Annotated in this window: 21 protein-coding genes and 1 tRNA gene; 7 read left to right on the plus strand and 15 right to left on the minus strand. The window is 69.2% G+C overall.

Features of this window, described 5'->3' with window-relative positions:
- Positions 1 to 40: 40 nt before the first annotated feature.
- The gene (locus tag ACEZHJ_RS15985) at positions 41 to 769 is read right to left on the minus strand and encodes an FCD domain-containing protein (protein ID WP_163139038.1); all 729 of its coding nucleotides are present in this window, start codon (positions 767 to 769) and stop codon (positions 41 to 43) included.
- A 151-nt stretch (positions 770 to 920) separates the two neighbouring features.
- Here ACEZHJ_RS15985 and ACEZHJ_RS15990 point away from each other — a divergent pair, with 151 nt between their 5' ends.
- The 3 genes from ACEZHJ_RS15990 (at position 921) to ACEZHJ_RS16000 (ending at position 2,959) form a co-directional block, all read left to right on the plus strand.
- Positions 921 to 1,424: a fasciclin domain-containing protein gene (locus ACEZHJ_RS15990; protein ID WP_163139037.1), complete on the plus strand. Its 504-nt coding sequence runs from the start codon at positions 921 to 923 to the stop codon at positions 1,422 to 1,424.
- A 122-nt stretch (positions 1,425 to 1,546) separates the two neighbouring features.
- The gene (locus tag ACEZHJ_RS15995; RefSeq protein ID WP_163139036.1) at positions 1,547 to 1,846 is read left to right on the plus strand and encodes a hypothetical protein; all 300 of its coding nucleotides are present in this window, start codon (positions 1,547 to 1,549) and stop codon (positions 1,844 to 1,846) included.
- A 33-nt stretch (positions 1,847 to 1,879) separates the two neighbouring features.
- Positions 1,880 to 2,959, plus strand: a complete 1,080-nt coding sequence (locus tag ACEZHJ_RS16000; protein WP_163139035.1) for an endonuclease/exonuclease/phosphatase family protein — start codon at positions 1,880 to 1,882, stop codon at positions 2,957 to 2,959.
- A gap of 130 nt (positions 2,960 to 3,089) precedes the next feature.
- On the opposite strand, the gene ilvA is transcribed toward ACEZHJ_RS16000, so the two are convergent.
- A complete protein-coding gene (gene ilvA, locus ACEZHJ_RS16005) occupies positions 3,090 to 4,601 on the minus strand; it encodes a threonine ammonia-lyase, biosynthetic (RefSeq protein ID WP_018716427.1) in 1,512 nt (503 codons plus the stop codon).
- A gap of 135 nt (positions 4,602 to 4,736) precedes the next feature.
- Between ilvA and rpiA the strand changes: the two genes are divergently transcribed.
- A complete protein-coding gene (gene rpiA, locus ACEZHJ_RS16010) occupies positions 4,737 to 5,396 on the plus strand; it encodes a ribose-5-phosphate isomerase RpiA (protein ID WP_163139034.1) in 660 nt (219 codons plus the stop codon).
- Positions 5,397 to 5,412: 16 nt separating this feature from the next.
- Positions 5,413 to 5,613 (plus strand): DUF2905 domain-containing protein, encoded by a 201-nt coding sequence (locus ACEZHJ_RS16015; protein ID WP_163139033.1) that lies wholly within the window; start codon positions 5,413 to 5,415, stop codon positions 5,611 to 5,613.
- A gap of 21 nt (positions 5,614 to 5,634) precedes the next feature.
- Here ACEZHJ_RS16015 and glp read toward each other — a convergent pair whose 3' ends face one another.
- The 7 genes from glp to rplM form a co-directional block, all read right to left on the minus strand.
- Entirely contained in the window at positions 5,635 to 6,861 is a 1,227-nt protein-coding gene (gene glp, locus ACEZHJ_RS16020) for a gephyrin-like molybdotransferase Glp (RefSeq protein WP_163139032.1), read from the minus strand.
- Positions 6,858 to 7,307, minus strand: coding sequence for a molybdenum cofactor biosynthesis protein MoaE (locus ACEZHJ_RS16025; protein ID WP_163139031.1), 450 nt, complete (start codon positions 7,305 to 7,307; stop codon positions 6,858 to 6,860). Before ACEZHJ_RS16025 ends, glp begins: the two co-directional genes overlap by 4 nt.
- Positions 7,308 to 7,311: 4 nt before the next feature.
- The gene (locus ACEZHJ_RS16030; protein ID WP_163139030.1) at positions 7,312 to 7,551 is read right to left on the minus strand and encodes a MoaD/ThiS family protein; all 240 of its coding nucleotides are present in this window, start codon (positions 7,549 to 7,551) and stop codon (positions 7,312 to 7,314) included.
- A 6-nt stretch (positions 7,552 to 7,557) separates the two neighbouring features.
- Positions 7,558 to 8,577: a GTP 3',8-cyclase MoaA gene (gene moaA / locus ACEZHJ_RS16035; RefSeq protein WP_163139029.1), complete on the minus strand. Its 1,020-nt coding sequence runs from the start codon at positions 8,575 to 8,577 to the stop codon at positions 7,558 to 7,560.
- Between the two features lie 244 nt (positions 8,578 to 8,821).
- A tRNA-Gln gene (locus ACEZHJ_RS16040) sits at positions 8,822 to 8,895 on the minus strand.
- Positions 8,896 to 8,907: 12 nt separating this feature from the next.
- Positions 8,908 to 9,300 carry a 30S ribosomal protein S9 gene (gene rpsI / locus ACEZHJ_RS16045; RefSeq protein WP_018716434.1) on the minus strand — a complete coding sequence of 131 codons (393 nt, stop codon included), beginning with the start codon at positions 9,298 to 9,300 and terminating at the stop codon, positions 8,908 to 8,910.
- Positions 9,301 to 9,339: 39 nt separating this feature from the next.
- The gene (rplM, locus tag ACEZHJ_RS16050) at positions 9,340 to 9,768 is read right to left on the minus strand and encodes a 50S ribosomal protein L13 (protein ID WP_163139028.1); all 429 of its coding nucleotides are present in this window, start codon (positions 9,766 to 9,768) and stop codon (positions 9,340 to 9,342) included.
- Between the two features lie 242 nt (positions 9,769 to 10,010).
- Between rplM and coq7 the strand changes: the two genes are divergently transcribed.
- On the plus strand, positions 10,011 to 10,655 hold the full coding sequence (coq7, locus tag ACEZHJ_RS16055; RefSeq protein WP_163139027.1) for a 2-polyprenyl-3-methyl-6-methoxy-1,4-benzoquinone monooxygenase: 645 nt from the start codon (positions 10,011 to 10,013) through the stop codon (positions 10,653 to 10,655).
- Positions 10,656 to 10,735: 80 nt separating this feature from the next.
- Here the strand turns inward: coq7 and speD are convergent, their stop codons facing one another.
- Together speD and ACEZHJ_RS16065 are read right to left on the minus strand one after the other, a co-directional pair.
- Positions 10,736 to 11,560 carry an adenosylmethionine decarboxylase gene (gene speD, locus ACEZHJ_RS16060; protein WP_018716437.1) on the minus strand — a complete coding sequence of 275 codons (825 nt, stop codon included), beginning with the start codon at positions 11,558 to 11,560 and terminating at the stop codon, positions 10,736 to 10,738.
- Positions 11,561 to 11,638: 78 nt separating this feature from the next.
- Positions 11,639 to 12,055 carry an OsmC family protein gene (locus tag ACEZHJ_RS16065; RefSeq protein ID WP_163139049.1) on the minus strand — a complete coding sequence of 139 codons (417 nt, stop codon included), beginning with the start codon at positions 12,053 to 12,055 and terminating at the stop codon, positions 11,639 to 11,641.
- A gap of 205 nt (positions 12,056 to 12,260) precedes the next feature.
- Here ACEZHJ_RS16065 and crp point away from each other — a divergent pair, with 205 nt between their 5' ends.
- Positions 12,261 to 12,893 carry a cAMP-activated global transcriptional regulator CRP gene (gene crp / locus ACEZHJ_RS16070; protein WP_163139026.1) on the plus strand — a complete coding sequence of 211 codons (633 nt, stop codon included), beginning with the start codon at positions 12,261 to 12,263 and terminating at the stop codon, positions 12,891 to 12,893.
- Between the two features lie 111 nt (positions 12,894 to 13,004).
- On the opposite strand, the gene trpC is transcribed toward crp, so the two are convergent.
- From trpC to trpE, 4 genes are read right to left on the minus strand one after another with little or no spacing between them, the layout of a single operon-like run.
- On the minus strand, positions 13,005 to 13,817 hold the full coding sequence (gene trpC / locus ACEZHJ_RS16075) for an indole-3-glycerol phosphate synthase TrpC (protein ID WP_163139025.1): 813 nt from the start codon (positions 13,815 to 13,817) through the stop codon (positions 13,005 to 13,007).
- A gap of 14 nt (positions 13,818 to 13,831) precedes the next feature.
- The gene (gene trpD, locus ACEZHJ_RS16080; RefSeq protein ID WP_163139024.1) at positions 13,832 to 14,848 is read right to left on the minus strand and encodes an anthranilate phosphoribosyltransferase; all 1,017 of its coding nucleotides are present in this window, start codon (positions 14,846 to 14,848) and stop codon (positions 13,832 to 13,834) included.
- Between the two features lie 15 nt (positions 14,849 to 14,863).
- A complete protein-coding gene (locus tag ACEZHJ_RS16085) occupies positions 14,864 to 15,457 on the minus strand; it encodes an aminodeoxychorismate/anthranilate synthase component II (protein ID WP_163139023.1) in 594 nt (197 codons plus the stop codon).
- Between the two features lie 10 nt (positions 15,458 to 15,467).
- A complete protein-coding gene (trpE, locus tag ACEZHJ_RS16090; protein WP_375036702.1) occupies positions 15,468 to 16,955 on the minus strand; it encodes an anthranilate synthase component I in 1,488 nt (495 codons plus the stop codon).
- Positions 16,956 to 17,017: the final 62 nt, after the last annotated feature.

A 17,017-nucleotide genomic window follows, 5' to 3' on the forward strand; every position in this document is an offset into this window, starting at 1 on the left:
CGCGATTGACCGGCACAGTATAGGGGCCGCCCCGCGTGCCTCAGCGGTCCGGGGCGTAGATCCCCTCGCGCACGAAACGCAAGTGGTCCTCAACGGCACGCACCGCGGCATCCGGGTCGTGGGCACGGATCGCCTCGACCAGGGCACGGTGCTGCTCGCGCAGATTCGCCTCGGCATCGTGGCGCGTGAACAGCGCCTCACGCGCCCGGCGTACATGCTCGCGCATGACCGAGAACATGCCACGCATGACGTGCGCAAGCGCCAGATTGTGCGCCCCCTCGGCGACAGCCAGATGAAGGCGGGCGTCCCACTCCGCAGCCAGCGCCGCATCGCCGTCCTGATGGGCCTGCTCCATCGCCTCGGCGGCCTCCGCCATGCGCTCGATGTCGGCGGTGCTCGCACGCATCGCCGCGAGCCCCGCCGCCATGGTCTCCAGGCCCTGACGGAGCTCGAGCACGTCCGCGAGCGCCTTGCCGTGACTCTCCATGAGGTGCAGCAGCGGGTCGGTAAGGCTGGGCGCGGTGACCTCCGCCACCGTGTAGCCGGCATTGCGGCGCAATGCGAGTATCTTGCGCGCCTCGAGCTTGAGCAGTGCCTCACGCAGCGACGGCCGCGAGACACTCAGCTGACGGGCGAGCTCGCGCTCCGCCGGCAGCGCATCGCCGGGGCGCAGCTCACCGTCGACGATACACCGCTCGATCTGCTCGGCGATCACGTCTGACAGGCGGGCACCGATGGGCGCCTCGATACTCGAAAAGATGGAAGCCAAACCATTCTCCGCTGCACCGGTTATCCGGTGATCATCATATCGCTAAAGCGCGAAGGGCGGACAGGGGACCGTTCATCCGAAACCTCTTCATTATCTATACAAAAGGTCTACATAAAGGGTGTCACCCAAGTGCCCTCCGGGAGGAAAGGCCATGAAGACGCTCCGATCGCTCCTGCTCGCCGCCCTTGTCTCGCTGGTTCCCGGGCTTGCCGCCAACGCCTCCGAACACGGCATGAACGACGCCGGCGATATCGTCGACGTCGCCGCCGGGGCCGGACAGTTCCAGACCCTGGTCACGGCACTGAAGGCCGCCGACCTCGTGGACACGCTCCGGGGCGAGGGTCCCTTCACCGTGTTCGCACCGACCGATGACGCCTTCGCGAAGCTGCCCGACGGGACCGTGGACACCCTGCTCGAACCCGCCAACAGGGAGAAGCTGCAGGCCATCCTGACCTACCACGTGGTTCCGGGCATGGTGATGGCGGAGGACGCGATGGCGGCGGACAGCGCCGCGACGGCCCAGGGCGGCCGGCTGATGCTGGCAGTGGAGGATGGCACGCTGCGCATCAACGACTCCGCCAGTGTGATCAAGGCGGACATCACCGCCAGCAACGGCGTCATCCATGTCATCGACACCGTGCTCATGCCCGAGTGAGCCGGTCTCAACCCACGCTCGGGTGCCCGACGGCACCCGCGCGTGCCCGACGGCGGGACGTCGTGCCGGTGCCGGTGCTGTTACACTGGCCGCACCGGGAACGATGGACTAAAGCACGACGAATGAGCACGGCAGAAACGCCTTACGAAAAGGCCGCCGCCCAGGCGGTGGACCTCGGTAACCATCTTGCGGACGCGGACCAGGAGGCGGATCTCTGGGATCTCGCCGACGGCCTGCTCGCCGGCGCGGTGCAGTACTGGCTCTACGCCCGACAGCCCTGCGGCGACCCTCAGTGCGAGGACTGCAGCCCACTGTGCACGGCGGACCTGCGCCTGCAGGAACTGCTGCGCATGGTCGAGGAGATGGCGCGCAGCAGCGAGTACTTCCACGCGCCCACCGATTTCGACGCCGGCCGCGCCTGACGGGCTGCGGCGCCACGGGGCGCCGCCGAGCGAATGCGGCTACGCATCGTCACCTTCAATGCCGCCCTCAGCCGGCGCACGCCCGGCGGCCTCGCCGCGGACCTGACCGCCGGCGACGCCCAGGCACTGGCCGTCGCCCGCATCCTGCGCCACCTGCAGCCGGACGTGCTGCTGCTCAACGAGCTCGACTACAGTCCCTCCGGAACCGCCCTCGCGCGCTTCCGCCGGGACTACCTCGCCGGTGCCGACGTCCCGGAACCGCCGCTGACGCTACCCCACGCCTTCACCGCACCGGTGAACACCGGCGTCCCCTCCGGCCTGGACCTGGACCGCGACGGGCGCAGCGACGGCCCCACCGATGCGCTCGGCTTCGGTGCGTTCCCCGGCCAGTACGGGATGGCGCTGCTCTCCCGTCACCCGATCGCCGCCGGCGCACGCACCCTGCGGCGCCTGCTGTGGCGGGACGTGCCAGGGGCATGGCTGCCCCGGGATCCGGAGACCGCGGGACCGTGGTATACGCCCGCCGCGCTGGCGCGGCTGCCCCTGTCCTCCAAGAGCCACTGGGACGTCCCCCTCGACGTCGGCGGCCACAGACTGCGCCTGCTCGCGAGCCACCCGACGCCCCCGGCCTTCGACGGCCCGGAGCGCCGCAATCACTGCCGTAACCACGACGAGCTGCGCCTGTGGCGGGATTACCTCGATGGCGCCGACTACATCGTCGACGACAGGGGCGAGCGCGGCGGCCGCCCGGACGACGCCCCGGTGGTGCTGCTCGGCGATCTCAACGCGGACCCGCACGACGGCAACGGCGAGGCCGCCATGATCGACGCCCTGCGCCACCACCCGGCCCTGCAGGATCCGGCCCCCCGCAGTGCCGGTGGCGCGGCGCGTGCCGCGCCGGGGGACGGCGATCCGGCGCTGCACACCCTCGCCGCCGGCGGTTTCGGGCTGCGCGTGGACTACTGCCTGCCGGACCGGCAACTGACCGTAGGGGACGCCGGCGTGTACTGGCCGGCGCCGGAATCGCCCGGTCACGAGCTCGTGGGCGACGGCCGGCGGGTGGTGAGCTCGGACCACCGCGCGGTGTGGCTGGACCTGGAATGGCCACCGTGAGCGGGGCCGGCACGCCAGCGCACATGCCGCCAGGACGTCTCAGCGCCGGTGGACACAGCCCCGGCACGGGAGACGATCGGCGGGCGCCCCCGCCGGCATCACGAACGGGGCCGCGCCCCGTTCCGGGACATTAGCTGAGGAACAGCCGGTAGCCCGGATTCCCGCTCTCGTCCCGGTAGGGATAGCCGAGCTTGTCCAGGCTCTCGCGGAAGCGCTCGCGCTGGGCCTCCGGCACCTGGATGCCCACCAGCACGCGGCCGTAATCGGCACCGTGGTTGCGGTAGTGGAACATGGAGATGTTCCAGCGCTTGCCGAGCCGGCGCAGGAACTTCAGCAGTGCTCCCGGGCGCTCCGGAAACTCGAAGTGGTAGAGGATCTCGTCGGTGACGTTCTTGCCGCGACCGCCGACCATGTGGCGCAGGTGGACCTTGGCCATCTCGTCGTCGGTGAGGTCGAGGACGTCGTAGCCCTGCTCGCGCAGGTCCCCGAGGACCGCGTCGCGCTCGGCCTGGCCGTCATTGAGGCCGATCCCCGCGAACACGTGGGCGTTGTCCGCATCGGCATAGCGGTAGCTGAACTCCGTGACCGCGCGGTTGCCGATGGTCTCGCAGAACTCGCGGAAGCTGCCCGGCCGCTCCGGGATGGTCACCGCGAAGACCGCCTCGCGGTGCTCGCCCACCTCGGCGCGCTCGGCGACGTGAGAGAGGCGGCTGAAGTTCATGTTGGCACCGGAGTTCACCGCCACCAGGGTCTGGTCCTCGATGCCATGCTCGGCGACGTACTTCTTGAGCCCCGCGACGCCCAGGGCCCCGGCGGGCTCCATCACCGAGCGGGTGTCGTCGAAGATGTCCTTGATCGCGGCGCAGACCTCGTCGGTGGAGACCAGCACGCAGTCGTCGACGAACTCCTTCGCGACCTCGAACGGGTGCTCGCCGATCTGGCGCACCGCCACGCCGTCGACGAAGATCCCGACCTCCTCCAGGGTGACGCGCTGGCCGGCACGCATGGCGTGATGCAGCGTGGGCGCGTCTTCCGGCTCGACGGCGATCACCTTGACGTCCGGGCGGAGCTGCTTGACGTAGGCGGCGATCCCGGCGATCAGCCCGCCGCCGCCCACCGGCACGAAGATCGCGTCCAGGGGCCGGGGGTGCTGGGAGAGGATCTCCATACCGCAGGTCCCCTGGCCGGCGATCACCTGCGGATCGTCGAAGGGCGGGATGTAGGTCATGCCGCGCTCGGCCACGAGCTTGTCCGCGTGGGCCTTGGCCTCGTCGAAGCCGTCGCCGTGGAGGACCACGCGGCCGCCGAGATTGCGCACCGCGTTGACCTTGATACCCGGCGTGGTGCGCGGCATCACGATGGTGGCCTTGATGCCCAGGCGCTGCGCCGACAGCGCCACGCCCTGGGCATGATTGCCCGCAGAGGCGCAGATCACACCACGTTCGAGATCCTCCGCCGAGAGCTGGGCGATCTTGTTGTAGGCGCCACGAATCTTGAACGAGAAGACGGGCTGGAGATCCTCGCGCTTGAGGAAGACCCGGTTACCAAGCCGTTTGGAGAGGTTCGCCGCCTCGTCGAGCGGCGTCTGGCGGGCGACGTCGTAGACGCTCGCGGTGAGGATCTGCTGCAGGTATGCCTTCATTCCGGGCCCGTGACGCTCCTTGAAAGTCAAGTGCTACAGTCTACAGCGCGCCCGTGGGACGAGGCCAGACGAAGGCTTTGCCACCGCCGGAGCGGGGGCTATCATGCCGGGACAACGCAATCACCGGAGACGGCCATGGACCCGGACGAGCTCAAGGCACAGGCGGCCCGCGCCGCGATTTCCTATGTCCCCGAGGGCAGTATCGTCGGTGTCGGCACCGGCTCGACGGTCAACCACTTCATCGACGGGCTCGCCGGGATCGGCGGACGTATCAGGGGCGCGGTATCGAGCTCGGATGCCAGCACCGAGCGGCTGCGCGCGGCGGGTATCGACGTCCGGGAGCTCAACGACGTCGATGACCTGCCGGTCTACGTCGACGGCGCCGACGAGATCAACCGCCACCTGCAGATGATCAAGGGCGGCGGCGGCGCCCTCACCCGTGAAAAGATCGTCGCCGCGGTGGCGAAGCAGTTCGTGTGCATCGCCGACGCCTCCAAGCGCGTGGACATGCTCGGCGGATTCCCCGTGCCGGTGGAGGTCATCCCCATGGCGCGCAGCTATGTCGCCCGGGAGCTCGTGGGCCTCGGCGGCCAGCCGGAGCTTCGGCGCGGCTTCATCACCGACAACGGCAACGTCATCCTCGACGTGCACAACCTCACCATCACCAAACCGATCGAGATGGAGCGCACCATCAACAACATTGCCGGGGTGGTGACCGTGGGGATCTTCGCGCAGCGCCGGGCCGACGTGCTGCTGCTCGCCGCCGACAACGGCGTCGAGACCATTACCGCCTGAGCGCGGGGAGACGACGGTGCAGCGCCTGCTGATCGGGCTCGGGATCGCACTGCTGGTGCTCGGGCTGGTCTGGCCGTGGCTGGACCGCCTGGGGCTGGGGCGGCTGCCCGGCGACATCCTCGTGCGCCGGGAGGGATTCACGTTCTACTTCCCCGTCACCACGTCGATCCTGGTGAGCGTGGTGGTCAGCATCCTCGTCTGGCTGTTCCGGCGCTAGCAGCGCGGTGTCAGCGGGCCGCTACGCACCGCCGTCGATGGGCAGCCACTGGACGATCCGCCCCGCAGGCACCGCGGTCTCCCCCGCGGGCACGTGCACTATCGCGTCCGCCACGCAGAGGTTGCTCAGCATGTGCGAGGCCTGGTGGGCCGCGGGCGTGACCGTGACCCGGGCCGCCTCGTCCATGCCCCGGCTGACGCGCACCCAGCAGGCCCGGGCACTGTCCCCCGGCAGTTCGGCGGCGGTGACCCCCGGGCGCCAGCGTGGCCCGGGATCGCTCATGCCCTGGGCGACATCCAGCATCCGGCGCAGGTAGACCGCGGCCCCCACCAGGGTCGCCGCCGGGTTGCCCGGCAGGCCGAGCAGCGGCACGCCGGCGGCATTCACGCCCAGGAACAGCGGCTTGCCGGGCTTCTGCCGGACCCGCCAGAAGACCTCCTCGACACCGAGCGCCCGCGCTGTCGGGATGACCAGGTCGTGCTCGCCAACGGACACGCCGCCGGTGCTCACCACGATGTCGCCCGTCTCCAGGGCCTCGGCCATCGCCTCGCGCACGGCCCCGGCCTCGTCGTGGACATAGCGCACGACGACGTCCGTCACCCCGCGCTCGGCGAGCCAGCCGGCGAGCATCGGGCCGTTGGCGTCCGGCACGGCCCCCGCGGGCAGGTCCGCGCCGGCGGGCACCACCTCGTCGCCGGTGACCAGTACGCGGACCCGCGGCACCCGGCGCACCGCCACGCGGTCGATACCGGCGGCGGCCAGGGCGGCGACCCGGGCGGCGGAGAGCCGCTCGCCGGCAGACAGCAGCGGCGTGCCACGGGGCAGCTCCTCACCGCGCCCGCGGATGTTGTTGCCCTCGGCCACGGGTCCGGTGAACACGGCCTCGCCCTCGGCGGCCTCGACGACCTCCTGGCGGACGACGGCGTCCGCGCCCTCCGGCACCAGGCCGCCGGTGAAGATACGCATGCATTGTCCCGGCGACAGCCGCGGCGTCCCGGACTGGACAGCGGCGGCGACCTCGCCGGCGAGCGGCAGCCGCACCGGCGCGCCCTCGGCGGCCGCCGCCAGGTCGGCCGCCCGCACGGCATAGCCGTCCATTGCGCTCTGGGTGAACGGCGGAAGCATCAGCGCGCTGGCCACGTCCTCCGCGAGCACCGAACCGCGGGCATCCGGTACCGCCACGGTCTCCACCGGCATCACCGGCGTGGTCCGCGCGCAGGCGGCGAGGGCCTCCTCGATCGGAATCACTGCGAGCCTCCCCTGTCCTCCGCGCGCTCGCCGAGGCTGGTGCCGTCCTGCCAGGCGGCACCGCCATCGTCGAAGAAGTCGTGCTTCCAGATCGGTACGCGCTGCTTGAGGGTGTCTATGGCGTAGCGCGCGGCGTCGAAGGCGTCGCCGCGATGCGGGGCGCGCACGACGACGAGCACGCTCGCCTCACCGATCTCCAGCCGGCCGGTACGGTGGACGATCCGGCAGACCGGCACGCCGAAGCGTTCCCGGGTCTCGGCCTCGAGATCGGCCAGCTCCCGCCGGGCCAGCGGGGCGTAGGCAGTGTATTCCATCGCGCTCACGCCGCGGCCGTCGTGGTGGTCGCGCACCACGCCCTCGAAGACCACGAGGGCGCCACAGCGCGGGTCGTCGGTCTCGGCGAGCACGTCAGCGAGGGACAGGGGCGTCTCGGTCAGATGCGTCATCGCCTCAGCCTCCGCTCACCGGCGGCAGCAGCGCCAGCCGCTCGCCGCCCTCCAGCACCGTCCCCCGCGGTACCAGCGTATCGCCGACGGCGCACGCAACCCGGGGCAGATGGGGGGCCAGCTCGGGGATCTCCGTCCCAAGGCGTTCCAGCACGTCCGCCACCCGGTCGCCGGGCGCCACGCCCAGTTCCATCCGCTCCCGGCCGGCGGCCTCAGAGAGGACGCCATGCAGCTCCAGCTCCATGCCGCGCTATCCTCCCAGACCGTGCATCGTGATCGCGCGCTGGACGTAGCCCGCGCTCTCGGCGAAGCCCTTGCCCTTGCGCCAGACCGCGCCGCGGATGACGTGTTCGAGGTCGTCGTCACTGGCACCGTCGCGCAGCGGGGTCTTGAGGTCGGTGTTCATCGGCGAGAACAGGCAGGGGTAGATCTCGCCGGTCGCGGTCACGCGGACCCGGTCACAGGTGGCGCAGAACGGGTTGGAAACGGTGGAGATCACGCCCAGGCTGTACCCCCCGTCGACGCGGTAATAGGTCGCCGGCTCGCGGGTGCGCGGCGTCGCCTCGACCGAGTGGCGCTCGGCGAGCCGATCGATGATCTCGCGCTCCGGCACCACCCGCTGGGGCTGCCAGCCGCCCCGGGCGTCCAGCGGCATGAACTCGATGAACCGCAGCGGCACGCCCTCGCCCATCGCCCACTCGGTGAGCGGCACGATGTCGTCCTCGTTGTCGCCGCGGATCACTACCGCGTTGAGCTTCATCCCCAGGCCGGCGTCCCGCGCGGCACGGATACCCGCCAGCACCGTGTCCAGCTCACCGCCGCCGGTCATGCGGCGGAAGCGCTCCGGGTCGATGGAGTCGATGCTGATATTAATGTCGTCCAGCCCGGCGGCCGCCAGATCCGCGGCGTGGCGACGCAGCGGCACGCCGTTGCTCGTCATCGAGATGCGCTCCAGGCCGAGCTCGCGCAGCCCGTTGAGCTGGGCGACGAAGCCGGACACGCCCCGCCGCATCAGCGGCTCGCCACCGGTCAGGCGGATACGGTCGATGCCGAGCCGGGTGATGAACACCCGCGACACCCGCTCGAACTCCTCGAACGAGAGCAGCTGCTCGCGCGGCAGCCACTCCGGATCCTCCGGCATGCAGTAGTGGCAGCGGAAGTTACAGCGATCAGTGAGCGAGAGACGCAGCTTGTGCTTGCTCCGCTCGAAACGGTCCACCAGCGGGCCGGTCGCCGGCGGAAAGCCCTGTGGGGTGACCAGCTCGGACATCTTATTCCCCGTCCCCGCCCGGGCCCCTGCCATGACAGGATGATGCGCCCGGAACGAAAGTTACCCTTTCGGTACAGGTTAACACCGGCGGGGATGGATGCGTGAACCGTCTGCCTCAACGAATCGATAGCCTGGCGAACACGCACAGCTGAGCGAATGGAACCGCATCCCCACCGGTGACCGAACTCGCACAGCCCGGCCACAAAGAAAAAGGGCCTGCAGCGTCGCTGCAGGCCCTTTCTGTTGGCTGGGGGACTAGGATTCGAACCTAGGTTGACGGAGTCAGAGTCCGCTGTCCTACCACTAGACGATCCCCCAATGAAACCGTCTTTAGCGCTTCGAGAACTGAGTCGCCCGACGCGCCTTGTGCAGGCCGATCTTCTTGCGCTCGACCATGCGATCGTCACGGGTGACGTAACCGGCACGACGAAGGGTCGGCTTGAGCTCCTCGTCGTAACGGGTCAGCGCGTGGGTGATGCCGTGGCGAATCGCGCCCGCCTGACCCGTCGAACCGCCGCCGTTGACCGTAACATAGATGTCGAACTGGCCGGAAGTCTCGGTGAGCTCCAGCGGCTGACGCACGATCATACGCGCCGTCTCGCGGCCGAAGTACTCGTCCAGATCGCGGCCGTTGACGGTGATCTGGCCATTACCCGGGCGCAGGAAAACCCGCGCACTGGAGGTCTTGCGTCGACCGGTACCGTAAAACTGCTGTGCTGCCATGATTCTCTAACTTCCGTCCTTCAGCGCGACTCGCCGGACTCAGACCTCGAGGGCCTGGGGCTGCTGCGCGTGGTGTTGATGCTCGGCACCGGCGTAGACCTTGAGCTTCTTGAGCATCTGCCGGCCGAGGGGGCCCTTCGGCATCATGCCCTTGACCGCGAGCTCGATGATGCTCTCGGGGGAGCGGTTCTGGAGCTCCTCGAACGTGAAGGTCTTGCCGTTGCCGACGTAGCCGGTGAAGCGGAAATAGGTCTTGTCACGGCGCTTGCGCCCGGTGACCGCCACCTTGTCCGCGTTGATCACGACGATGTAGTCGCCGGTGTCGACATGGGGCGTGAACTCGGGCTTGTGCTTGCCGCGCAGACGATACGCGACTTCCGAGGCAAGGCGGCCCAGGGTCTTGCCCGCGGCGTCCACCACGTACCAGTCACGCTTGACGTCAGCGGGTTTGGCGCTGAAGGTCTTCATCGAAGCTGATCTCCGAAGCAGTCGCGTCCATCAAAAGACCGGCGATTCTAACCGACGCCGGAGCCGACCACAACCACTCGTTGGGAAACGAATACAATACGCGGCCCCGCTGCCCGGGACACCGCGTTCGATGGCGCGAGATTTTCGGCCGCGACGGCGCGCGTGTCAACCGCCCCGCTGAAAGCGCCGGGCGCCGGGCGTAGAATAACGGCCACCGCACGCTGCAGACAGGGAGCGCCGCCATGCACGCACGCCACTACACGCCCGCGGACCGGCTTGTCGCCCATCTCGACCAGGCGCTGCGCACGGTGTTCGGCAACCCGCCCACCACGGGCCGGCTCTACCCGGCGAAAGGTGTCGAGGAGGGAGCGCTCTCCGACGCCGAACGCCGACACGCCGCCGGACTGATGCGGGTCAACCACTGTGGCGAAGTCTGCGCCCAGGCCCTCTACCAGGGCCAGGCACTGACCGCACGCGACCCGGCGATCCGTCAGAAGATGGAGCGCGCGGCGGACGAGGAGAACGACCACCTGGTGTGGTGCCGCACCCGGCTCACGGAGCTGGACAGCCGCACGAGCCTGCTGGACCCGGCCTTCTACCTCGGGTCGCTGGCAATGGGGATTGCCGCCGGCACTGCCGGCGACCGCTGGAGCCTCGGTTTCCTCGCGGAGACCGAGCGCCAGGTCGTCACCCACCTGAGCGGCCACCTGGGGCACCTGCCGGACGCGGACGTCCGCAGCCGCGCGATCGTTGAACAGATGCGCACGGACGAGGGCGAGCACGCGGGGATGGCGGTGGAAGCCGGCGCCCGCGAGCTGCCCCGCCCGATAAAGGCAGTGATGCGTCTGACCTCGCGGGTGATGACGGCGACCACTTACCGCCTCTGAACGGGCCGGTTCCCGCCATTACGAATTGCGCCCGCGCTTCGCGCGCGGGCGCAATCATCAGTCGTGGTGGCGCGCCGGCGTCACACCTCCTGGTCCGGCGAGAGGTTCCGCCCGGAGAAGATCTCGCTCATCTCCCGGCGGAGCTGGCGGCGGATCTCGTCCCGACGCTCCGGGGTGAGGTCGGCGGAACGCTGCCCAAAGAGGTAGTCGTCGATGTCCCAGTCCTTGAGGAGCATCTTGGTGTGGAACATGTTCTCCTGGAAGACGTTCACGTCGATGGTGTGATAGCGCCTCAGGGTGTCCTCGGCCAGGTAGTTCTGGATCGAGTTGATCTCGTGGTCGATGAAGTGCTTGCGCCCCTCCACGTCGCGGGTGAACCCACGCACGCGGTAATCCATCGTCACGATGTCCGAGTCGAACGAATGGATCAGGTAGTTCAGCGCCTTCAGCGGTGAAATCAGCCCACAGGTGGACACATCGATATCCGCCCGGAAGGTACTCACCCCGCGATGGGGATGGCTCTCCGGATACGTGTGTACGGTGATGTGGCTCTTGTCGAGGTGGCCTAGCACGGTCTCCGGCAACGGCCCGGGCGACGCCGGCGCGGTGACGTAGGTGCCGTCGTCGCTGTCACCGTCCTCCTCGGAGATGAGCAGGGTGACACTCGCGCCCTGGGGCTCGTAGTCCTCGCGCGCGATATTGAGGATGTTCGCACCGATGATGTCGGACACACCGGTGAGGATCTGGGTCAGCCGCTCGGCGTTATAGACCTCGTCGATGTACTCGATATAGGCCTGGCGCTGGCCCGGCGAGTCCGCGTAGCAGACATCATAGATGTTGAAGCTCAGCGACTTGGTCAGGTTGTTGAACCCGTAGAGCTTCACGCGCTGCTTCGACTCCGCCAAATTTGCGCCCTCCTGAGACGACGGTTCACACATGATATGGCTATATCACCCGGCAACCCCCGGGCGGGGACGCTGGCTCTAGGGCTGCGCCACCTCGAAATCATGGGTGATCTCGGCAGCCTGACTGAGCATCAGCGAGGCCGAGCAGTATTTCTCCGCGGACAATGACACCGCGCGCGCGACCACCGATTCACGCAGGTCACGCCCGACCACGCGGTAGTGCAGGTGGATGCGGGTGAACACCTTCGGCGGCTGCTCGGCCCGCTCGCCGTTCACCTCGACCACACAGTCGACGACGTCATGGCGCCCTTTCCGGAGGATATGGACGACATCCACCGCCGAACAACTCCCGAGGCTGAGCAGCATCAGTTCCATGGGACGGGCGCCGCGATCCTCGCCGCCCAGGTCCGGCGGGCCGTCGACCACGACCTCGTGACCGCTGCCCGTCTCGCCGCGAAAGGCCATCTTGCCGAGCCAGCTCACCGTCGCGTGCATGCCCATCGTGCGCTCCTGCCCTCGCCGCCCGGATTCAGGGCGCCAGAAAATGCGGTTTTCTGTGGGTAATCTTTTAGTATACCACCAGAATACCCCGCCAAACAGGCTCCGCTGTGCATCCACGCTCAAGACTTGCGAACTTATTCACAATGATCTACACATCGCTTATGGTGATCCCGCCATTCAACGGCCAGGTTGCACCAGCATGGTACGAGCGGTTACGGACAGCGAGCTCCCGATTCAGAATCTGCTCTCGCACTGCCATCGGCGGCGCTATCCACCCAAGACGGTGGTGATCTACGCCGGTGACCAGGCGGACGCACTGTATTACATCATCGAGGGATCGGTGAGCGTGCTCATGGATGACGACAGCGGCCACGAGCTGGTGCTCTCCTATCTCAACGCCGGGGACTTCTTCGGGGAGATGGGGCTGTTCGGGGGCACCAGCACACGCAGTGCCTGGGTGCGCACGCGTACGCACTGCGAGCTCGCCGAGATCAGCTACGCGCGGTTCCGCCAGGCCGCCGAGGAGGATCCGCAGCTGCTGTTCCTGCTCGCCGGGCAGATGGCGGACCGGCTGCGCCGCACCAGCGCGAAGGTGCATGACCTGGCCTTCCTCGACGTGACCGGTCGGATCGCGCGCACGCTCCTCGACCTGGCCCGGGAGCCGGACGCGCTGACCCACCCGGACGGCATGCAGATCCGCATCACCCGCCAGGAGCTCGGCCGGATCGTGGGCTGCTCCCGGGAGATGGTCGGCCGTGTGCTCAAGGACCTCGAGGAGCGCGGCCTGATCGCGGTCAGCGGCAAGACCATGGTGATCCACAACACCCGCTGACCGCACCGCCACGGCCGGCGAACGGCATGGCGGGCGGCCGCCGTCCACCGCGCCCTTCCCGGAACGGGCCGGCGGGGCAGAATGGTCGCGCGCCGCGTCCGGCGCACGCGATCAGCCGGCGCCGAACAGCTCCGCGAGCTTCTCGCCCGGCTCGGGCACACGCATGAACGCCTCGCCTACCAGGAACCCGTGCACGCCGTGACGGCGCATGTAGTCCACCTCCTCACGGGTGTGGATCCCGCTCTCCGTCACCCGGACCACCTCCGGCGGGATTGCATCGCAGAGCTCGACGGTGGTGCGGATATCCGTCTCGAAGGTGTGCAGGTCCCGGTTGTTGATACCGAGCAGCGCCGGGCGCAGGCGCAGCGCCCGCTCCAGCTCCTCCGCGGTGTGCACCTCCACCAGGCAGTCCATGCCGAGCTCGCCGGCGAGCCCGTGAAGCTCGGCCAGCCGGGTGTCGCCGAGTGCGGCGACGATCAGCAGGATGCAGTCCGCCCCCAGCGCCCGGGCCTCGTAGACCTGGTACGGGTCGATGATGAAGTCCTTGCGCAGCACCGGCAGCGCCGTGGCCTCCCGGGCCTGCTCCAGGTACCGGTCACAACCCTGGAAGAAGTCCTCGTCGGTGAGCACGGACAGGCACGTCGCGCCGCCGCGCTCGTAGCTGCGGGCGATCTCCACCGGGTCGAAGGGGTCGCGGATGACGCCCTTGCTCGGGGAGGCGCGCTTGATCTCGGCGATCACGCCGCAGCGGCCGGCGGCGATCTCGCCGGCCAGGGCCGCCGCGAACCCCCGCGGCGCCGGTGCGTGCTCCAGGCGGTTGCGGAACGCCTGCATGCCCACCTGCTCGCCACGCTCGGCGACCACCTCCGCCTTGCGCTCGAGGATGCGCTTGAGGATGTCGGGGATGTCTCGCTGCTCCGCCATCGCGCCCTCCGTCACTAGAAGCGGTTGGTGTAGTGGACGAACTCTTCCAGCCGGCGGCCGGCGGCGCCATCGGCGAGCACGGCGCGGGCGCGCTCCACGCCGGCCTCGACACTGTCGGCCAGTCCGGCGCAGTAGATAGACGCCCCGGCGTTGAGCGAGAGCATGTCCGCCGCCGGCCCGGGCTCGCCGGCGTAGACGCGGCGGATGATGTCCAGGCTCTCCACCGCCGTGTGCACCTTGACCGCGTCCAGCGACGCGCTGGCGAGGCCGAAGTCCTCCGGGCGGATCGTGTACTCGCGGATCACGCCATCGTCGAGCTCGGCGACGTGGGTGGGCGCGGCGATGCTCACCTCATCGAGGCCGTCCTCGGAGTGCACCACCATGACCCGCTCGCTGCCGAGACGCTGGAGCACCTCCGCCACCGGCCGGACCCAGTGATCGGCGAACACGCCGAGGAGCTGGCGTCGCGCCCCGGCCGGGTTGGTCAGCGGCCCGAGCAGGTTGAAGATCGTGCGCACCGCCATCTCCCGGCGCGCGGCCACGGCGTGACGCATGGCGCTGTGGTGCCTGGGCGCGAACATGAAGCCCACCCCCACGCGGTCGACGCACTCGCCCACCGCCTCGGGATCGAGGTCGAGCTTCGCCCCGGCGGCCTCGAGCAGGTCCGCGCTGCCGGAGGAGGAGGACACCGAGCGGTTGCCGTGCTTGGCGACCCGCCCCCCCGCGGCGGCGACGATGAACATCGCCCCGGTGGAGACGTTGAACAGGTCGGCGCCGTCGCCGCCGGTGCCGCAGATGTCGACCAGGGCGTCGCCCTCGACACGCACCTTGGTGGCCAGCTCACGCATGACCCCCGCCGCCGCGGCGATCTCCGGGACGCTCTCGCGCTTCATCTGCAGCCCGACCAGGAAGCCGCCGATCTGCGCGTTGGTCGCCTCGCCGGTCATGATCTGGCGCATCACGGCGGTCATCTCGTCGTAGCCGAGATCCCGGCGGTCCATCACCGCCCGGATCGCTTCCTGTATGTTCATCTCGGACTCCTCGATTCAAGCCGCCCGGGCGGGGCGCTCCAGGAAATTGCGCAGCAGGTCGTGGCCCGCCGCCGTGAGGATGGACTCGGGATGGAACTGCACCCCCTCGACGTCCAGGCTCACGTGGCGCACGCCCATGATCTCCTCGATACTGCCGTCCTCGTTCTCGCTCCACGCCGTGACCTCGAAGCACGGCGGCAGGCTCGAGCGCTCCAGCACCAGGGAATGATAGCGGGTCGCCTCCATGGGGTTGGGCAGACCGGCGAACACGCCCCGGCCGCGGTGGTGCACCGCCGAGGTCTTGCCGTGCATCACCCGCCCGGCACGCACCACCCGGGCCCCGAACGCCTGGCCGATGGCCTGGTGGCCGAGGCAGACGCCGAGCAGCGGCACGCGTCCGGCAAAGCGGCGGACCACGTCCAGCGAGATGCCGGCCTCGTCCGGCGTGCACGGACCGGGGGAGATCACGATGCGCTCCGGCGCCATCCGCTCGATATCCGCCACGGAGATGGCGTCGTTGCGATGGACCGCCACCTCCGCACCGAGCTCGCCGAGGTACTGCACCAGGTTCCAGGTGAACGAGTCGTAATTGTCGATCATCAGCAGCATGGTGGCGCCCTCAGCTGTCCAGGCCGGCTTCGGCCATGGCCACGGCGCGGAACAGCGCGCGGCCCTTGTTTAGGGTCTCCTCCCACTCCAGGCGGGGGACGGAGTCGTGGACCACGCCGGCCCCTGCCTGCACGTGGACCTCGCCGTCCTTGACCACCGCGGTGCGGATGGCGATGGCGGTATCCATGTTGCCGGACCAGGAAAGGTAGCCGACGGCGCCGGAGTAGACCCCGCGCTTGACCGTCTCCACCTCGTCGATGATCTCCATGGCGCGGATCTTCGGCGCCCCCGACAGGGTGCCCGCCGGAAAGGTGGCGCGCAGCACGTCCATGGGCGAGAGCCCGGAACGCAGCCGGCCGCTGACGTTGGAGACGATGTGCATGACGTGGGAGTAGCGCTCGATCGCCATCTGGTCGGTGACCCGCACGCTCCCCGTCTCGCAGACCCGGCCGATGTCGTTACGGCCGAGGTCGATGAGCATGAGGTGCTCGGCGCGCTCCTTGGGGTCGGCGAGCAGCTCGGTCTCCAGCTCGCGGTCCTCCGCCTCGTTGCGCCCGCGCCGGCGGGTACCCGCGAGCGGGCGCACCGTGACCTCGCCGTCCTCCACCCGGGCGAGGATCTCCGGCGAGGAGCCCACGACCTGGAAGTCACCGAGATCGAGGAAGTACATGTACGGTGAGGGGTTCGTGCACCGCAGCGCCCGGTAGAGGTCCAGCGGGCGGCCGTGATAACCGGCGGTCATGCGCTGTGAGGGCACCACCTGCATGCAGTCACCGGCGGCGATGTACTCGCGGATGCGCTCCACGCCATCCTCGAAGTCCACCTGGCCGGGGTTGGAGGTGAAATCCTCCTCCTCGACCTCCCGCGGCGCCCGCCCGGTGCGGTAGGCGAGCTCGGTGGCGCGCAGGCGTTCCGCGATCCCGTCGAGCCGGGCCTGCGCCCGCTCCCAGGCATCCGCCTCGGCCGGGTCGGCGTTGACCACCACGTACAGCTTGCCGGCAAGGTTGTCGAAGACCAGCACCTCCTCGGCGACCATCAGCGCGATATCCGGCGCACCCAGGGGGTCCGGGTTGGGGCACTCGCCGAGGCGCGGCTCGATGTAACGCACGGTGTCGTAGCCGAAGTAGCCCACCAGCCCGCCGAGGAAGCGCGGCATGTGCGGGAACTCCGGCGGCGGCGCGGCCGTCACCCGGGCGTGCTCGGCCTCCACCCACGCCAGGGGGTCATCCAGCGTCTCGGTGGAACGCACCTCACCGTCCACCCGGGTCTCGAGGCGGTACCCGGTGATGCGGTACTGCACCCGGGCGGGCAGCCCGATGATGGAATAGCGCCCCCACTTCTCCCCGCCCTGCACGGATTCGAAGAGAAAGCTCCCGGGGCCCTCGGCGAGCTTGAGATAGGTCGACAACGGCGTGTCGAGGTCGGCGAGGACCTCGCGCACGAGGGGGATTCGGTTACAGCCCGATCGGGCCAGCTCCTGAAACTGGGTCTGCTCCATGGTCACCACCGGCATTGGTAAACTCGGACAATGGCGTCTGGGTTGCGATGTGCCAGCCTCGC

Origin of the sequence: Arhodomonas sp. KWT2 (assembly GCF_041949875.1) — a bacterium.
GTDB classification, from domain to species: Bacteria; Pseudomonadota; Gammaproteobacteria; order Nitrococcales; family Nitrococcaceae; genus Arhodomonas; species Arhodomonas aquaeolei.

Coding starts and splice junctions, on each gene's coding strand:
- ACEZHJ_RS15990 (WP_163139037.1), top strand. CDS start 921: ATGAAGACGCTCCGATCGCTCCTGCTCGCCGCCCTTGTCTCGCTGGTT.
- ACEZHJ_RS15995 (WP_163139036.1), top strand. CDS start 1,547: ATGAGCACGGCAGAAACGCCTTACGAAAAGGCCGCCGCCCAGGCGGTG.
- ACEZHJ_RS16000 (WP_163139035.1), top strand. CDS start 1,880: ATGCGGCTACGCATCGTCACCTTCAATGCCGCCCTCAGCCGGCGCACG.
- ilvA (WP_018716427.1), bottom strand. CDS start 4,601: ATGAAGGCATACCTGCAGCAGATCCTCACCGCGAGCGTCTACGACGTC.
- rpiA (WP_163139034.1), top strand. CDS start 4,737: ATGGACCCGGACGAGCTCAAGGCACAGGCGGCCCGCGCCGCGATTTCC.
- ACEZHJ_RS16025 (WP_163139031.1), bottom strand. CDS start 7,307: ATGACGCATCTGACCGAGACGCCCCTGTCCCTCGCTGACGTGCTCGCC.
- ACEZHJ_RS16030 (WP_163139030.1), bottom strand. CDS start 7,551: ATGGAGCTGGAGCTGCATGGCGTCCTCTCTGAGGCCGCCGGCCGGGAG.
- moaA (WP_163139029.1), bottom strand. CDS start 8,577: ATGTCCGAGCTGGTCACCCCACAGGGCTTTCCGCCGGCGACCGGCCCG.
- rpsI (WP_018716434.1), bottom strand. CDS start 9,300: ATGGCAGCACAGCAGTTTTACGGTACCGGTCGACGCAAGACCTCCAGT.
- rplM (WP_163139028.1), bottom strand. CDS start 9,768: ATGAAGACCTTCAGCGCCAAACCCGCTGACGTCAAGCGTGACTGGTAC.
- coq7 (WP_163139027.1), top strand. CDS start 10,011: ATGCACGCACGCCACTACACGCCCGCGGACCGGCTTGTCGCCCATCTC.
- ACEZHJ_RS16065 (WP_163139049.1), bottom strand. CDS start 12,055: ATGCACGCGACGGTGAGCTGGCTCGGCAAGATGGCCTTTCGCGGCGAG.
- crp (WP_163139026.1), top strand. CDS start 12,261: ATGGTACGAGCGGTTACGGACAGCGAGCTCCCGATTCAGAATCTGCTC.
- trpC (WP_163139025.1), bottom strand. CDS start 13,817: ATGGCGGAGCAGCGAGACATCCCCGACATCCTCAAGCGCATCCTCGAG.
- trpD (WP_163139024.1), bottom strand. CDS start 14,848: ATGAACATACAGGAAGCGATCCGGGCGGTGATGGACCGCCGGGATCTC.
- ACEZHJ_RS16085 (WP_163139023.1), bottom strand. CDS start 15,457: ATGCTGCTGATGATCGACAATTACGACTCGTTCACCTGGAACCTGGTG.
- trpE (WP_375036702.1), bottom strand. CDS start 16,955: ATGGAGCAGACCCAGTTTCAGGAGCTGGCCCGATCGGGCTGTAACCGA.